12 protein-coding genes (1 of these 12 running past the window's edge) are annotated in these 11,942 nt (G+C 47.5%); 8 read left to right on the plus strand and 4 right to left on the minus strand.

Going from position 1 to position 11,942, the window contains the following annotated elements; all coding sequences use genetic code 11:
* The first annotated feature begins 6 nt into the window (after positions 1–6).
* From ubiE to MLD66_RS12155, 3 genes are read left to right on the plus strand one after another with little or no spacing between them, the layout of a single operon-like run.
* A complete protein-coding gene (gene ubiE / locus MLD66_RS12145; protein WP_339397043.1) occupies positions 7–696 on the plus strand; it encodes a bifunctional demethylmenaquinone methyltransferase/2-methoxy-6-polyprenyl-1,4-benzoquinol methylase UbiE in 690 nt (229 codons plus the stop codon).
* On the plus strand, positions 696–1,892 hold the full coding sequence (gene larC / locus MLD66_RS12150) for a nickel pincer cofactor biosynthesis protein LarC (RefSeq protein ID WP_247218245.1): 1,197 nt from the start codon (positions 696–698) through the stop codon (positions 1,890–1,892). The genes ubiE and larC overlap by 1 nt, the downstream gene beginning before the upstream one ends.
* The gene (locus tag MLD66_RS12155; RefSeq protein ID WP_247218247.1) at positions 1,885–2,679 is read left to right on the plus strand and encodes a hypothetical protein; all 795 of its coding nucleotides are present in this window, start codon (positions 1,885–1,887) and stop codon (positions 2,677–2,679) included. Before larC ends, MLD66_RS12155 begins: the two co-directional genes overlap by 8 nt.
* 1 nt (position 2,680) lies before the next feature.
* Here the strand turns inward: MLD66_RS12155 and MLD66_RS12160 are convergent, their stop codons facing one another.
* Complete coding sequence (locus MLD66_RS12160) at positions 2,681–3,481, minus strand: hypothetical protein (RefSeq protein WP_247218249.1); 801 nt, start codon at positions 3,479–3,481, stop codon at positions 2,681–2,683.
* 139 nt (positions 3,482–3,620) lie between these two features.
* Between MLD66_RS12160 and zwf the strand changes: the two genes are divergently transcribed.
* On the plus strand, positions 3,621–5,153 hold the full coding sequence (gene zwf, locus MLD66_RS12165) for a glucose-6-phosphate dehydrogenase (RefSeq protein ID WP_247218251.1): 1,533 nt from the start codon (positions 3,621–3,623) through the stop codon (positions 5,151–5,153).
* A 5-nt stretch (positions 5,154–5,158) separates the two neighbouring features.
* Here the strand turns inward: zwf and MLD66_RS12170 are convergent, their stop codons facing one another.
* Together MLD66_RS12170 and MLD66_RS12175 are read right to left on the minus strand one after the other, a co-directional pair.
* Positions 5,159–5,569, minus strand: coding sequence for a hypothetical protein (locus tag MLD66_RS12170; protein WP_247218253.1), 411 nt, complete (start codon positions 5,567–5,569; stop codon positions 5,159–5,161).
* A 206-nt stretch (positions 5,570–5,775) separates the two neighbouring features.
* The gene (locus MLD66_RS12175; protein ID WP_247218255.1) at positions 5,776–6,675 is read right to left on the minus strand and encodes a DNA adenine methylase; all 900 of its coding nucleotides are present in this window, start codon (positions 6,673–6,675) and stop codon (positions 5,776–5,778) included.
* A 257-nt stretch (positions 6,676–6,932) separates the two neighbouring features.
* Between MLD66_RS12175 and MLD66_RS12180 the strand changes: the two genes are divergently transcribed.
* The 4 genes from MLD66_RS12180 to MLD66_RS12195 all read left to right on the plus strand — a co-directional run bounded on the left by MLD66_RS12180 (position 6,933) and on the right by MLD66_RS12195 (position 11,169).
* A complete protein-coding gene (locus MLD66_RS12180; protein WP_247218257.1) occupies positions 6,933–7,349 on the plus strand; it encodes a nucleoside 2-deoxyribosyltransferase in 417 nt (138 codons plus the stop codon).
* A 217-nt stretch (positions 7,350–7,566) separates the two neighbouring features.
* The gene (locus tag MLD66_RS12185; RefSeq protein ID WP_247218259.1) at positions 7,567–9,459 is read left to right on the plus strand and encodes a HAMP domain-containing sensor histidine kinase; all 1,893 of its coding nucleotides are present in this window, start codon (positions 7,567–7,569) and stop codon (positions 9,457–9,459) included.
* Positions 9,437–10,135, plus strand: coding sequence for a response regulator (locus MLD66_RS12190; protein WP_247218261.1), 699 nt, complete (start codon positions 9,437–9,439; stop codon positions 10,133–10,135). Before MLD66_RS12185 ends, MLD66_RS12190 begins: the two co-directional genes overlap by 23 nt.
* 83 nt (positions 10,136–10,218) lie before the next feature.
* Positions 10,219–11,169, plus strand: coding sequence for a transposase (locus tag MLD66_RS12195; RefSeq protein WP_247214935.1), 951 nt, complete (start codon positions 10,219–10,221; stop codon positions 11,167–11,169).
* Between the two features lie 538 nt (positions 11,170–11,707).
* Here MLD66_RS12195 and MLD66_RS12200 read toward each other — a convergent pair.
* Positions 11,708–11,942 carry the 3' portion of an iron-sulfur cluster assembly accessory protein gene (locus MLD66_RS12200; RefSeq protein WP_247218262.1) on the minus strand. It continues 116 nt past the right edge of the window, so 235 of the gene's 351 nt are visible here — the last part of the coding sequence; its start codon lies off the right edge, out of view — the gene reads right to left on this strand; its stop codon occupies positions 11,708–11,710.

The raw sequence follows: 11,942 nt of genomic DNA on the forward strand, positions 1-11,942 counted from the left end.
TCGCCCATCAATCCCACAGACCCCGCCGCCGTCCAGGCACTCTTTAACCAAATCGCCCCCCACTACGATACCCTCAACCATTGGCTGAGTTGGGGACAGCACCACATTTGGAAGCGGATGGTGGTGGGTTGGGTGAACCCGCAATCGGGGGAGGTGGCGGTGGATTTGTGCTGTGGGACGGGGGATTTGACGGGTCTCTTGGCGGCTAGAATTGGCACCACTGGGCAGGTGTGGGGGGTAGATTTTTCGGAACCGATGCTGGCGATTGCCCGCCGTCGGTATGCCCATCGCCCCATTCGTTGGTACGCTGGGGATGTGCTACAGCTACCCTTCCCTGACCAAAGTGTGGATGTGGTGACGATGGGGTATGGTCTGCGGAATGTCAGCGACCGCCACCACTGCCTGCGGGAAATTCAGCGGGTCTTGCGTCCGGGGGGACGGGGAGCGATTCTGGATTTTCATCAACCCCATGACCCCTGGCTACGGGCTTGGCAGGAATGGTATCTGCAACAGGTGGTGGTGCCGGTGGCACGGCGGTTGGGTTTGGGGGCGGAGTATGAGTATCTCTGGGCGAGTTTGCAAACCTTTCCCCCGGGGGCACAACAGGTGCAATGGGCGCAGGACTGCGGGTTGAATGCCTGTCATTATCCGATTGCCAATGGTTTAATGGGGGTATTGGTTCTGCACCAGCCCTGATGGAACGCATCGCCTATTTTGACTGTCCCACCGGCGTGGCGGGGGATATGTGTCTGGGAGCTTTGCTGGATGCGGGTTTGCCTGTGGCGGCACTCCAGGGGCAATTGCAGGGGTTGGGCAGTGAGTTGGAATTTACCCTGACCGTGCAGACGGTGCAACGCCAGGGGCAACGGGCGACCCAGGTGCAGGTACACCCCCAGGGGGAACAGCCCCATCACCGCCATTGGGGGGAGATTCGCACCCTTTTGGAACGAGCCACCCTACCGCCCCAGGTACGGCAGTGGAGTCAGGCGATTTTTGAGCGGTTGGCAGTTGCCGAAGGGACGGTGCATGGCATTCCCCCGGAAGCGGTGGGGTTCCACGAGGTGGGGGCAGTGGATGCCATCGTGGATATTGTGGGCACTTGCATTGGTTTGCATTACTTTAACATTACCCATCTTTATTGCTCCCCTTTGCCTTTGGGGTCAGGGATGGTGAAAACCGCCCACGGCATGATGCCTGTCCCCACCCCAGCCGTATTGCAATTATGTGTACAAAAACAGGTGCCTGTTTACGACAATGGGATTGCCCAGGAACTGGTCACACCGACGGGAGCGGCGATTGTCACCACCCTTGCCCAGGGGTTTGGTCGTCCCCCTGCCTTCAAGCTGGAGCGGGTGGGTTGGGGTGCCGGGGGGTGGGAGTTGCCCATTGCCAATATCCTGCGCCTGTGGTTGGGAAGTCGCCAGTCCGCCCCGCTTACCGAGCCGGTGGTGTTGCTGGAAACCCAGGTGGATGACCTGTCCCCCCAGGGGTTGGCTTATGCCTGTGAACGCTTGTTGGCGGCGGGGGCGTGGGATGTGTGGACGCAGGCGATCACGATGAAAAAGGGGCGAAACGGGGTGTTGGTGCGGGTGCTGTGTGCCCCGGAACTGGTCGCTGGTTGCGAAGAAATTTTGTTTCAGGAAACCACCACCCTGGGGGTGCGCAGGTGTTGGCAGGAACGGCGGATTTTGCCCCGGCGGCTGGTGACGGTGAAAACCGAGTGGGGTGACGTGGCGGTGAAGGTGGCGGAACAGGGGGAACGCCTGGTGAATGTCCAGCCGGAATACGAGGACTGTGCCCGCATTGCCCGCCAGCATGGACTACCCTGGAAGCAGGTGCATCAGCAGATCCTATACCAGTTTTGGCAGGATTGGGGACGGGGGAATGATTAAAACCCTGGTTAATATCGGGATCGGGTTGGCGACCTTTGCCGGGGTGGTCGGCTTACAGATGCAACGGCAGGATTTCCTGACCACCCAACAGGTTAACAATCTGCCCCTTTGGCAACAGCAGGAGGCGATCACCAGCACCCAACTGCGTCTGTGGCGGGATATGCCCAGCTTTGGGTTTGATAATATGATCGCCGATTTTTGGTTGATCCAATTCAACATTTATTTGGGGGATGATGACGCCAGGGAGGTCTTGGGGTATGAATTGACCCCGGATTTTTTCCGGGTGATCCTGGGGCAAGACCCCCGCTTTATTCGGGCTTATTTAATCCTATCCACCATCGGTTCCCTCTACGCTGGCGAGCCGGAAGAGAGTATCCAGATTGCCGCCCAGGCGATGACCCACCTCACGCCCCAGGTGCCCAATTCCTACTTCCCCTGGCTGTATCGGGGGACGGATGAAATGCTGTTTTTGGGGGATGGAAAGGCGGCGCTGAAGTCGTTTCAAATGGCGGCGGCTTGGGCGAAACCCTGGAACACCCCAGAGAGTGAGGCGGTGGTGCAACGGGCGGAGAGTTTGGTGGCTTCCCTGCGGGAAAACCCGGATAGCCGGGTCGCCAAGACCATTGGTTGGCTGAGCATTTTGGGCTATGCCACCACACCCCGGGTGCAAGCCATTGCCATTCAAAAAATCCTGGAGGGCGGCGGACGGGTAGAACGGTTGCCCAATGGTCGCCGGGTCATTATTCTCCCCCGGGAAGTGCAGGAGCGTTTGGGGGGGAAGTCCTAACTCAAGCCCCACTGGGACAGGTATTTTCCCAGGTGACTTCCACCATCACCGCCTGGAGCGTTTCTGCGGCTTCCTCGGTAAAGTCATGGGTCATCACCGCCTGCCGTGCCTGCTGGTTGAGGGTTGCATAGCCCGCCGAACGGAGCAATTCCGGGGTGCCCTCGATTTGCCCCTGGGGATTAACCACCACCCCCAAGACCGCCGGTCCCGCTTGCGTCCAAGGACAGCCCCGGGGAGGCAGAGTACGGGTCAGGCGCAGGAGTTTGGGAGAGCGGGTGAGTTCCGGTTGCAGGCTGGCGATCCACCGGCTGAGATTGCCCAAACCATCCGCAGTGCTGGTGTTGGTGGGGTCAAAGGCTTCCTGCGGGAGAGTGGGGGTATCCACCGGCGGCGGCAGAGGGAGCGGGGGGGGTGCCGCTGGGGGAGTAGGAGTCACCTCTGTGCGGGGTTTTGGTCGGGGGGGTGGCGGGGTGGGAACCGGCTTAGCAAACTCCGGCGGCGGCGGTAGAGGCGGCAGGTTGGCGACCGGGGGCACATTCCCCACCGGGGGCGGGGGCGGCAAGGGGTTACCCAAAGGTGGGGGGGGCGGCGGATTGTTACGAATTGGGACAGCAGGCGCCGGTTCTACAAAAGTCACCTCAATCGGCGCAGGCAACGGCACCGGAGGTTCCGGCAGGGGGTCAAGCCAGCGCAACCCATACCACAAACCCGTATGGGCTAACCCGGACGCCAGGAAGCACCACAGCAGGGGAGCCGTCAACCGACTGCGCAGGGACGGGGGTAAAAAACCTTTCTGGAACATGACAGCGGGTCAAAGTAACCCCAAGACGCACCCACACCGCCCATTGTGGCATACCCAACCGCACCTTGAGATTTTCTGTAATCTAGCGGTAAATCTCCCCACCTGGTTTAGGCTAATGCCAGCGCATCGGGGCTAAATTATGGTTTCTCTACGGGAAAATCCACTGCGGGTCGGGCTACAGCAGGAACGCCTACCGGAACCGTTTACGATTGTCATTTTTGGGGCATCCGGGGACCTGACCCAACGGAAATTGGTACCCGCATTGTACAAACTGCGCTTGCAGCGACGTTTAGCCCCAGAAACCACCATCATCGGGTTTGCCCGTCGTCCCTGGAGCCATGATTACTTCCGGGAACAGATGCGGGAGGGGGTGGAGCAATTCGGGGGCGGCATTGATACCCCTGCCCTCTGGGAAGAGTTTGCCCAGGGCTTGTTCTACCACGCTGGGGACATGGACAATCCCGCCAGCTACCAGGCATTGGCGCAGTTGATCCAGGAATTAGAAACCCAACGCCCCACCCGTGGCAATCAAGCCTACTATTTAGCCGTGTCCCCCAATTTCTTCCCAGAGGCGATCCGCCAGTTGGGGCAAGCAGGTCTGTTGCAAAACCCCCGCAAACAACGGCTGGTGATCGAAAAACCCTTTGGGCGCAACCTGGCAACGGCGCAGGCACTCAACCGGGTGGTACAGGAGGTGTGCCACGAGGAGCAAGTTTATCGGATTGACCATTATCTGGGCAAAGAAACGGTACAAAATCTGTTGGTTTTTCGCTTTGCCAATGCCATTTTTGAACCCCTGTGGAACCGGCAATTTGTGGATCACGTGCAGATTACCGTAGCCGAAACCGTGGGTTTAGAAGACCGGGCAGGCTATTACGAAAGTGCCGGTGCCCTGCGGGATATGGTGCAAAACCATGTGATGCAATTGTTATGCTTGACTACGATGGAACCCCCCAGTTCCCTGACTGCCGATAGCATTCGCAACGAAAAGGTGAAGGTTCTCCAGGCGACCCGCTTGGCTTATCAAGGGTTCAATCTGTCTAAAGCCGCCGTCCGGGCGCAGTACAGTGCGGGGTGGATGCGGGGCAAACCGGTGGTGGGCTATCTCCAGGAACCCAAGGTGAATCCCCAGTCCGTGACCCCGACCTACGTGGCGATGCACCTGCAGGTGGACAACTGGCGCTGGCAGGGGGTGCCCTTTTTCCTGCGTACCGGCAAACGGATGCCCAAAAAGGTGACGGAAATTGCCATCCAGTTTCGGGAGCCGCCCTTGAGTATTTTTCCTTCCGTGGCGCAACAGGCGAACCCCAATGTGCTCACCCTGCGGATTCAGCCGGATGAGGGGATTTCCCTGCGGTTTGAGGCGAAGATGCCAGGGCCAGATTTACGGGCACGCTCGGTGGATATGGATTTTCAGTACGGTAAAACCTTTGGGATGGCCAGTTCCGAAGCCTACGAGCGGTTGTTGTTGGATTGTTTGCTCGGTGACCAAACCCTATTTACCCGGGCGGATGAGGTGGAGGAGGCGTGGCGGGTAGTCACCCCGGCGTTGAATATCTGGGATGCCCCCCCGGATGGGCGCACTATTCCCCAGTACGAGGCAGGCACTTGGGGACCTTTGGAAGCGGAGCAAATGCTGACGGATTTAGGACGACACTGGCGGCGACCTTAGGGGTTTTATCTAAACGTCGCCATGCTGATAATTGTAAATATGTCTGCATTGTTTTGAAATTGTTGAAATAGGCGCAGAGTCATTGTCCCGCTGGGATAATTTGTTCTCTCTTGAATCATTATCAACGCAACAATGACGAGGAAAAATTCAGTAGAGTAATCTCCATATTGGTTCAGCCCATTAAATGCTTGAGAATGGCTTAATGTAAAAACTTGTAATACTGGCGGAAACTGAGATACCGGCGTAACCTTCTGTATGATATTGTTAATAATATGACTGACAAAGGCGTGACAAAGTTGTGGATTCCCTGCTCGTTTAGCAAAAAGGTCAACTATTAAATGGATGTGCTTGGGGGTTCTTTGTCTTTTACCTAATTCTCTATTATATAGCAATCCTACTTGATTAACAAACAGCAATTCTCCAGAACCAAGTACGGGGGCGGCGCCCCTGCGACCCCTGTTCCATTCTCATTTAGGACTACTATATTACGATAAAATCCCAAGCTGATTTAGAACCAGGTTTTAGATAAATTTCAACTTGATTGTGTGTTGTATGCAACAGCATAAATTGTCTCACGTAGCAGAAACCTCAAAAAAGTATTCAGTGTAGATTGGTGGAATTACTAATTGGGAGAATAATTAATAACTAACAATTCACTGATTTTGCCACGGCGTTCAGCGTTAGAATTGATGGCACGGGATGCCTTTAATTCAATGCAGTGGAAATTCTGATAAAGGTTTATGACTGATTCTGACCAGGAATTACTCAACATCAATTTACATCCACGGTCATTTAATATGTAAAACACTTCTGCTAACTCTCTTTGTTGCTCCTGTCCGAATGGGTATTTTGTGTAGCTGGTAAAACTTGCCGTTTTTGAGAGGGGAACATAGGGTGGATCAAAGTAAATAAAATCACCGGGTTCCGCCCAATTTAATACAGCTTGGAAGCTGGCACATATAATATCTGCACCCTGGAGAGCATCGTGATTTCTTTGCAACTGTTCAGCAGAAAAAATCTTGGGGTCTTGATAGCTACCGATGGGTACATTAAACTTACCAGAGCGATTGACGCGGTATAAGCCATTATAACAAGTTTTATTGAGGTAAATAAATCGCGCGGCCCGCTGTACTGGACTTAAATTGAGCGGATTCAATCCCCGGATTTTATAATAATTTTCTCGACTGTGACTTGCTTTTAGCAGATTTAATTCATCTATCAAAGCCCCTAAATTACTGCGAACGTGAATATAGCAATTAATCAATTCTTCATTAATATCTGATAACCTCACTCCATCAAACAAAATAGTCCCTTTTTCTTTGAGACTAAATAAATACCAATACACTGCTGCGCCCCCCAAGAAGGGTTCATGGTAACAATTAAACTTTTTGGGAAACAGCGGCAATAATTGTGCTAGAAGCTGAGACTTTCCCCCGGCCCACTTCAGAAATGGCTGTGGTGGTGGCTCCAGACCAATAGATTCGTTAAGTTGTAGTGCTAACTGAGTCGCTAACGTGGTCATAACCATAAACAGGGGTATAGTAATTATTGCATACCCTTAGTCCAAAACAGAATAGAGTTTCAAGAACACCATAGCAGTCCTACCTGAATTGTGAATAAAAAGTTCATGCTTTAAGGGTTATACGGCATCGCCCCGCACTGGCTCTCAGTATCGTTGCCACGGATTAGAGTGAGACTTTTTGACTATCAACTCCCCCTGCCGCTTTTGGGAAAAGGGTAAGATGTCGAGTGTAAAAAGTTTAAGTGGTGTGTGTCATCATGTCCCATATTTATCTAGCGGCTCCCTTATTTAGTCTGGCAGAACGAAATTTTAATCAATCACTTATAGACTATCTAACTGAGCGAGGATTACAAGTCTTTTCACCATACCAAGAATGTGATGGACTGGTGGGTATTGATATTTATAAAACCTGTCTTAGGGGAGTCTCAACCGCTTCTATCTTAGTGGCTATTTTAGATGGAGCTGATGCCGATAGTGGCACCTGTTGGGAATGCGGTTATGCTTCAGCAAAAGGTATCCCCATCGTAGCAGTGCGTACTGATTTTAGAGGCACTGGTGATACTAATGGTTTTAATGCCATGCTTTACTACAGTGCTACCGTTGTTGTGGAAGGTACCGATAATCTGTTTGCAAGAATCTTCCAAGCTGTAGAACAATTGCGACATCCTAGTTAGTATTCAAAAACACTTAAACCAAATCCAAAACTAAATCTAATGCTTAAATTTAATCTTTAATTTATGATGTACTACTGACTTGTGGAGTATTTTTGATCCCAACAGTATCAAGAATTGTTACAACCCAATGCGGTTTAATTGATCCATTAGTAACTTATAATCATAGGTGCGAAAAATTAGTCGCTAGAAGCTCTTGCCAATTTCATTTGAGTATAGTATGAATTTACTGATCAGAAAGTTATTAGCCAGATTTACTTTATGGACAGGTAACTTGACCAGATTTGCATCATGGACGGATAATAAGCCTCTCTGGTTGGTTTTATTATTATCTGTGCCCTTTACCGCCGGACTGACTTTAATTACAGCCATGATCCCTGGATTGCCAACCAGAGAAATTTACAAAACATATTATGTCCATATGCTCCCGAGAGTACAGACGGTTGATTTCAATATGCTGTTTCATACGTTACCTGCCGCCTTGTCAAATGCGATGGCAGGACACCATGTTGAAAAAATAAAGAATAATCCATCTCAACACAATCAAATTTCACAGAGTATCCAAAATATACTTGATAGCAATTATGGGGTTTTTTACCTTTTAGTGACTCACGAAAATATTAAGCCTAGTGACATTGAGAGTGGTAGAGATGAACATATTTTATATGAAACTAAAAATCAAGGACTGACGGATATTTTGGATAGGGGTTATATTGTCCATTCGGATTTGATTTTATATCCACAGCCTGCCTGTAGCACCGTAAGTTATCCTGATCCCAAAGCTGAACGTCCAGAAGTCAATAGGGAATGTCAAGCTAAAATTGAGAAAGCTATTGCTGAGGGACGAGCTAAGGTACTCGGCAGAGTTCACTACGTTAAAGGTAAAACGCCCACTTTTGGGAAAATTGCTCAAAATTTTATCAAAGACCCCTTTAGTGAGGACAGTGGTTATCATTTCATCCGCAGTTATTTGGGTTTTATGCTCATTATCATTTGGTTGTTTTGTCTGGTCGTCTATTCTTTCTTGAAGTATATAGCAACACAACATAAGTTAAACGAAGCCATCAACAGATCTTTGGAAAATGAGCTAGTAGCCACTGACTTTGCAAAACGACTGGCTGAAGAATCTGGCAAGCGTAGATTGGCGGAGGAACAAAATCGAAGAATTGAAGCAGAAAACAGACTCTTAAGACTCATGGAATTTGATCAAGTTTTTCGTCAACAGATTGATGCAATTTTTACATCTGAAGTTGGCAATACATTACAGAGGATAAATACTGAATACCTTGCCATATTTAGGCGTTTGGAAACAGATGTTCAAAATATCACGCATGACATTCGTAAAGCTCCTCTACTCTGTTCATTAGATGTAATTAAAGAGGCACTTGAAAGAATTAGGCGAACAGATTCAAGGGATGAAAAAATAGATTTACTCATTGAAATAATCACAAGAATTGATAACAGCATTCAAATCATCAATCAGGTAATTAATAACCTAGATGAAATGATTTCTTTAGAAAAAAGAACATATAAGCTAAGTGATTTACTCGACGAATTTGAAAGAAATTTACCCAATAACGTTAGAGATATACCACTATCTTTTATTCGTGAAAACTGTGACTACTGCATCAATATCAACCGTTGGCATTTCAGAAGTATATTAAAAAATATTCTATACAACTCTCGTAAGGAATTAATCAGACTGAAGATAAGGAGAGTACGGATTGGTGAAAGTTTCCAACCTCAAATAAAGGTTTATTGTTCCGTAATTAAAGATAAAAATGAAGCTCAGATTGTCATTGAGGATAATGGGGGTGGTATTCCTGAACAATATTTAGATAAACTTTATCAAACACCGGAACGGTTAAATCAGTCAAATGGTAGGGCAAGTGGCAATGGAAGTATGATTGTTTTTGCCTATTTATCCTTTCATAATGGGAAAGCAAAAGTTGAGAATCTTAAAGAGGGTGATGATGATAATGCTAGAACTATTGGTGCAAGAGTGACGATTTCTTTTCCAATTGTTGAATGTCCAACCGAATGTCTGAATGAGAAACGTTGTTCACAGTTGAATGAAGGAGGTACACATCATGGCTCACTTTCTTCTTGTTGAAGATAGACTTGATATTTGCGAAATTTGGCGCAATTGGCTCCTTGAAGAAGGTCACACGTGTCAGTGTGCTAACACGTATGAAGATGCTGTTCAAAAAATTTGGGTAAGTGAGCAAAACGATGGAGAACCGTTTGATATGATTTTGCTAGATCATGAATTAGACGGAGGTCTTTTCGGAATTAATGTTTTGAATGAAATTTCTGAAGAAATAGGTCAGGATTACAAAGAACATCGCTTTGTTGTTATTACTGCTTCTCATGACATGGGACTGGTTAGCATTTACAGCCAAAGAGGAGCTTTAGGTTATTTAATCAAACCTATTTCAAGAGAATCATTCTTTGCCACAATTATTAATGCTTTAGAACGCAGACGGATTTATGTTGAAAACAAGGAGGATTGGGAAGCCGCAGTTAGGGTGCTTGAGGACTTAGAGTTACTGCCTAAAATTGAGCAAATGCAGAGGGATTTAGAGGCATTTCAAGCCTTAAAGGAAATCCATAATAAATTATTGGAAGACTTAAGAAAAGCCGGAGGGAATGAAGCTAAAATACGAGAAAGTTATGCCTATGCCTACCAAGCAATTACGAATAATACTGCCACAATAGAATCTATAATACCCTGTTTGCAACCATTTTTTATTACTGAATCTTTTTGGGAAGATATTGAGTACCAGTAGTGTTGAATGTTAACGAAAGGGTGGAAAAGGGAGACTAAAAATGGTATTTTAGATTGGTAGAAACCACGAGTAACAGTATTTTTATGAGACGACAAATTCAGGGACTTATCAAGCCCTTGCTGAACCTTCTTCCCAAAAACGACTATCCAGTCTTGGATACTCGCTTGTTTGTACTCATATGGATGCACTTCATTTTAGATGCAAGAGTCGCCACCATGCGGGGCTTATTCTTCCTCTTGAATCATCTCAATTTTAAAGTTGACATATCAACGTTTTCTAAGGCGTGTAAACATCGTAGCACCGAGCCGTTTCAAGTGATCCTAAGAGAACTGCAAAAACGGCTTAAACATCATCAAGGTGAATTTAAGCACTTATTCCCATTAGATTCTACCATTATCACCCTGACCAGCAAATTATTCTGGCACTACAAGCAGGTAAAATTGACGCTTGGCCTGGATATAAATGAGGGCAATATCGGTGACGAATCAATTATATTTGGAAAGACTAATGACCATAAAATTGGGCATCTTGTGATTGGGACGATACCTGAGAATGCCGTTGGTATCATGGATAGGGGTTTTGCTTCCTGGAAATTAATGGACGAAATGTGTAAACGAAATACATTGTTTATTGTGCGGATTAGAAATAATATGAAGTTGCAACCTGACAATCCGGATATTCGGGTAATTCAATTTTTTAATGAAGAGGAAAACACAGAATATAGGCTAGCGACTAACGTGACTTCGATGACGGATGAAGAGATTTGTTCAGCCTATCGTTTGCGCTGGCGAATTGAGTTGCTTTGGAAGGCACTAAAGATGCACTTGAAATTGGATAGAATCATTACCAAGAATGAGAATGGTGTGCGGCTACAGATTTATGCCGTATTGATTGGTTATCTAATTTTAAGATTGCTGGAGATAGGTCACAATAAGACCTATGAATTGATTGACAAGTTGCGATATTTACAAATAGAAATAGGCCGACACTGTAGCTTCATGGAACTCGTAGGGGTAGAGCCGCTCGTAGGATAACCCTGACCCCTTATGTTAAGTTTTATTACGGACATTCAACACTACTGATTGAGTACACCTTCCATCATGAACGCTTAAAATTTTATGGTTTACAGTCCTACCTATTGAGAATTGGGAGCGATCCCAACGCTTACCGGATCAAGCATTTAAGTGGTGATGCCCCCGGTCACTACGAATATCGAACAGGCATAACCCATCGTCTTTATTTTCGGCGGCAAGACGGTCATATTGTTTTAGAACGATTTGGTCACAAGAGTAAACAAAAAGAGATATTGCATTTTTTACATGAGACAGGGGGAGGGAAGGCTGACAAAATCCATGAAATAGCCAGTAAACTTGAATAACTTTGAGATATTCGCCCTTACGCTCAACTCTTGTCCCAGAAATGGGGAGAGGAGTTAAAAGCGAATTAGGAGGGAAATAGCTTAACCTGTAAAAAACAGAGATTTAATCAAAAATAGGATAGAACCAAAAAATAAAATATGGTTCATCCAATCATCAAATGTCCAACCCCGAAACCACTTTTTCAGCATGGGATTTAGGTACTAAAGGACTTACCGCAACCACAGGTTTGCACCGCATTGGGATTGGTGAATTGAAAACCACCCCCAATCAGGGCATCGCTGTAATCTAACGCCAAACCGTAGATGTAGAGTAAACTGCGGGGGTCGCACACGATCTTAAATCCATCCTGGTCAAATACATGGTCATCGGGGCGGATATTCTCTGGGCGTTCAAAATCCATCATGTAAGACATCCCGGAACAGCCCCCT

The sequence above is a fragment of the Synechococcus sp. C9 genome (genome assembly GCF_022984075.1).
Lineage (GTDB): Bacteria > Cyanobacteriota > Cyanobacteriia > Gloeomargaritales > Gloeomargaritaceae > Gloeomargarita.

What these genes read in the sequence shown, in the direction of transcription:
- larC (WP_247218245.1), top strand. Translation starts at nt 696, where the DNA reads ATGGAACGCATCGCCTATTTTGACTGTCCCACCGGCGTGGCGGGGGAT.
- MLD66_RS12155 (WP_247218247.1), top strand. Translation starts at nt 1,885, where the DNA reads ATGATTAAAACCCTGGTTAATATCGGGATCGGGTTGGCGACCTTTGCC.
- MLD66_RS12160 (WP_247218249.1), bottom strand. Translation starts at nt 3,481, where the DNA reads ATGTTCCAGAAAGGTTTTTTACCCCCGTCCCTGCGCAGTCGGTTGACG.
- zwf (WP_247218251.1), top strand. Translation starts at nt 3,621, where the DNA reads ATGGTTTCTCTACGGGAAAATCCACTGCGGGTCGGGCTACAGCAGGAA.
- MLD66_RS12175 (WP_247218255.1), bottom strand. Translation starts at nt 6,675, where the DNA reads ATGACCACGTTAGCGACTCAGTTAGCACTACAACTTAACGAATCTATT.
- MLD66_RS12180 (WP_247218257.1), top strand. Translation starts at nt 6,933, where the DNA reads ATGTCCCATATTTATCTAGCGGCTCCCTTATTTAGTCTGGCAGAACGA.
- MLD66_RS12185 (WP_247218259.1), top strand. Translation starts at nt 7,567, where the DNA reads ATGAATTTACTGATCAGAAAGTTATTAGCCAGATTTACTTTATGGACA.
- MLD66_RS12190 (WP_247218261.1), top strand. Translation starts at nt 9,437, where the DNA reads ATGGCTCACTTTCTTCTTGTTGAAGATAGACTTGATATTTGCGAAATT.
- MLD66_RS12195 (WP_247214935.1), top strand. Translation starts at nt 10,219, where the DNA reads ATGAGACGACAAATTCAGGGACTTATCAAGCCCTTGCTGAACCTTCTT.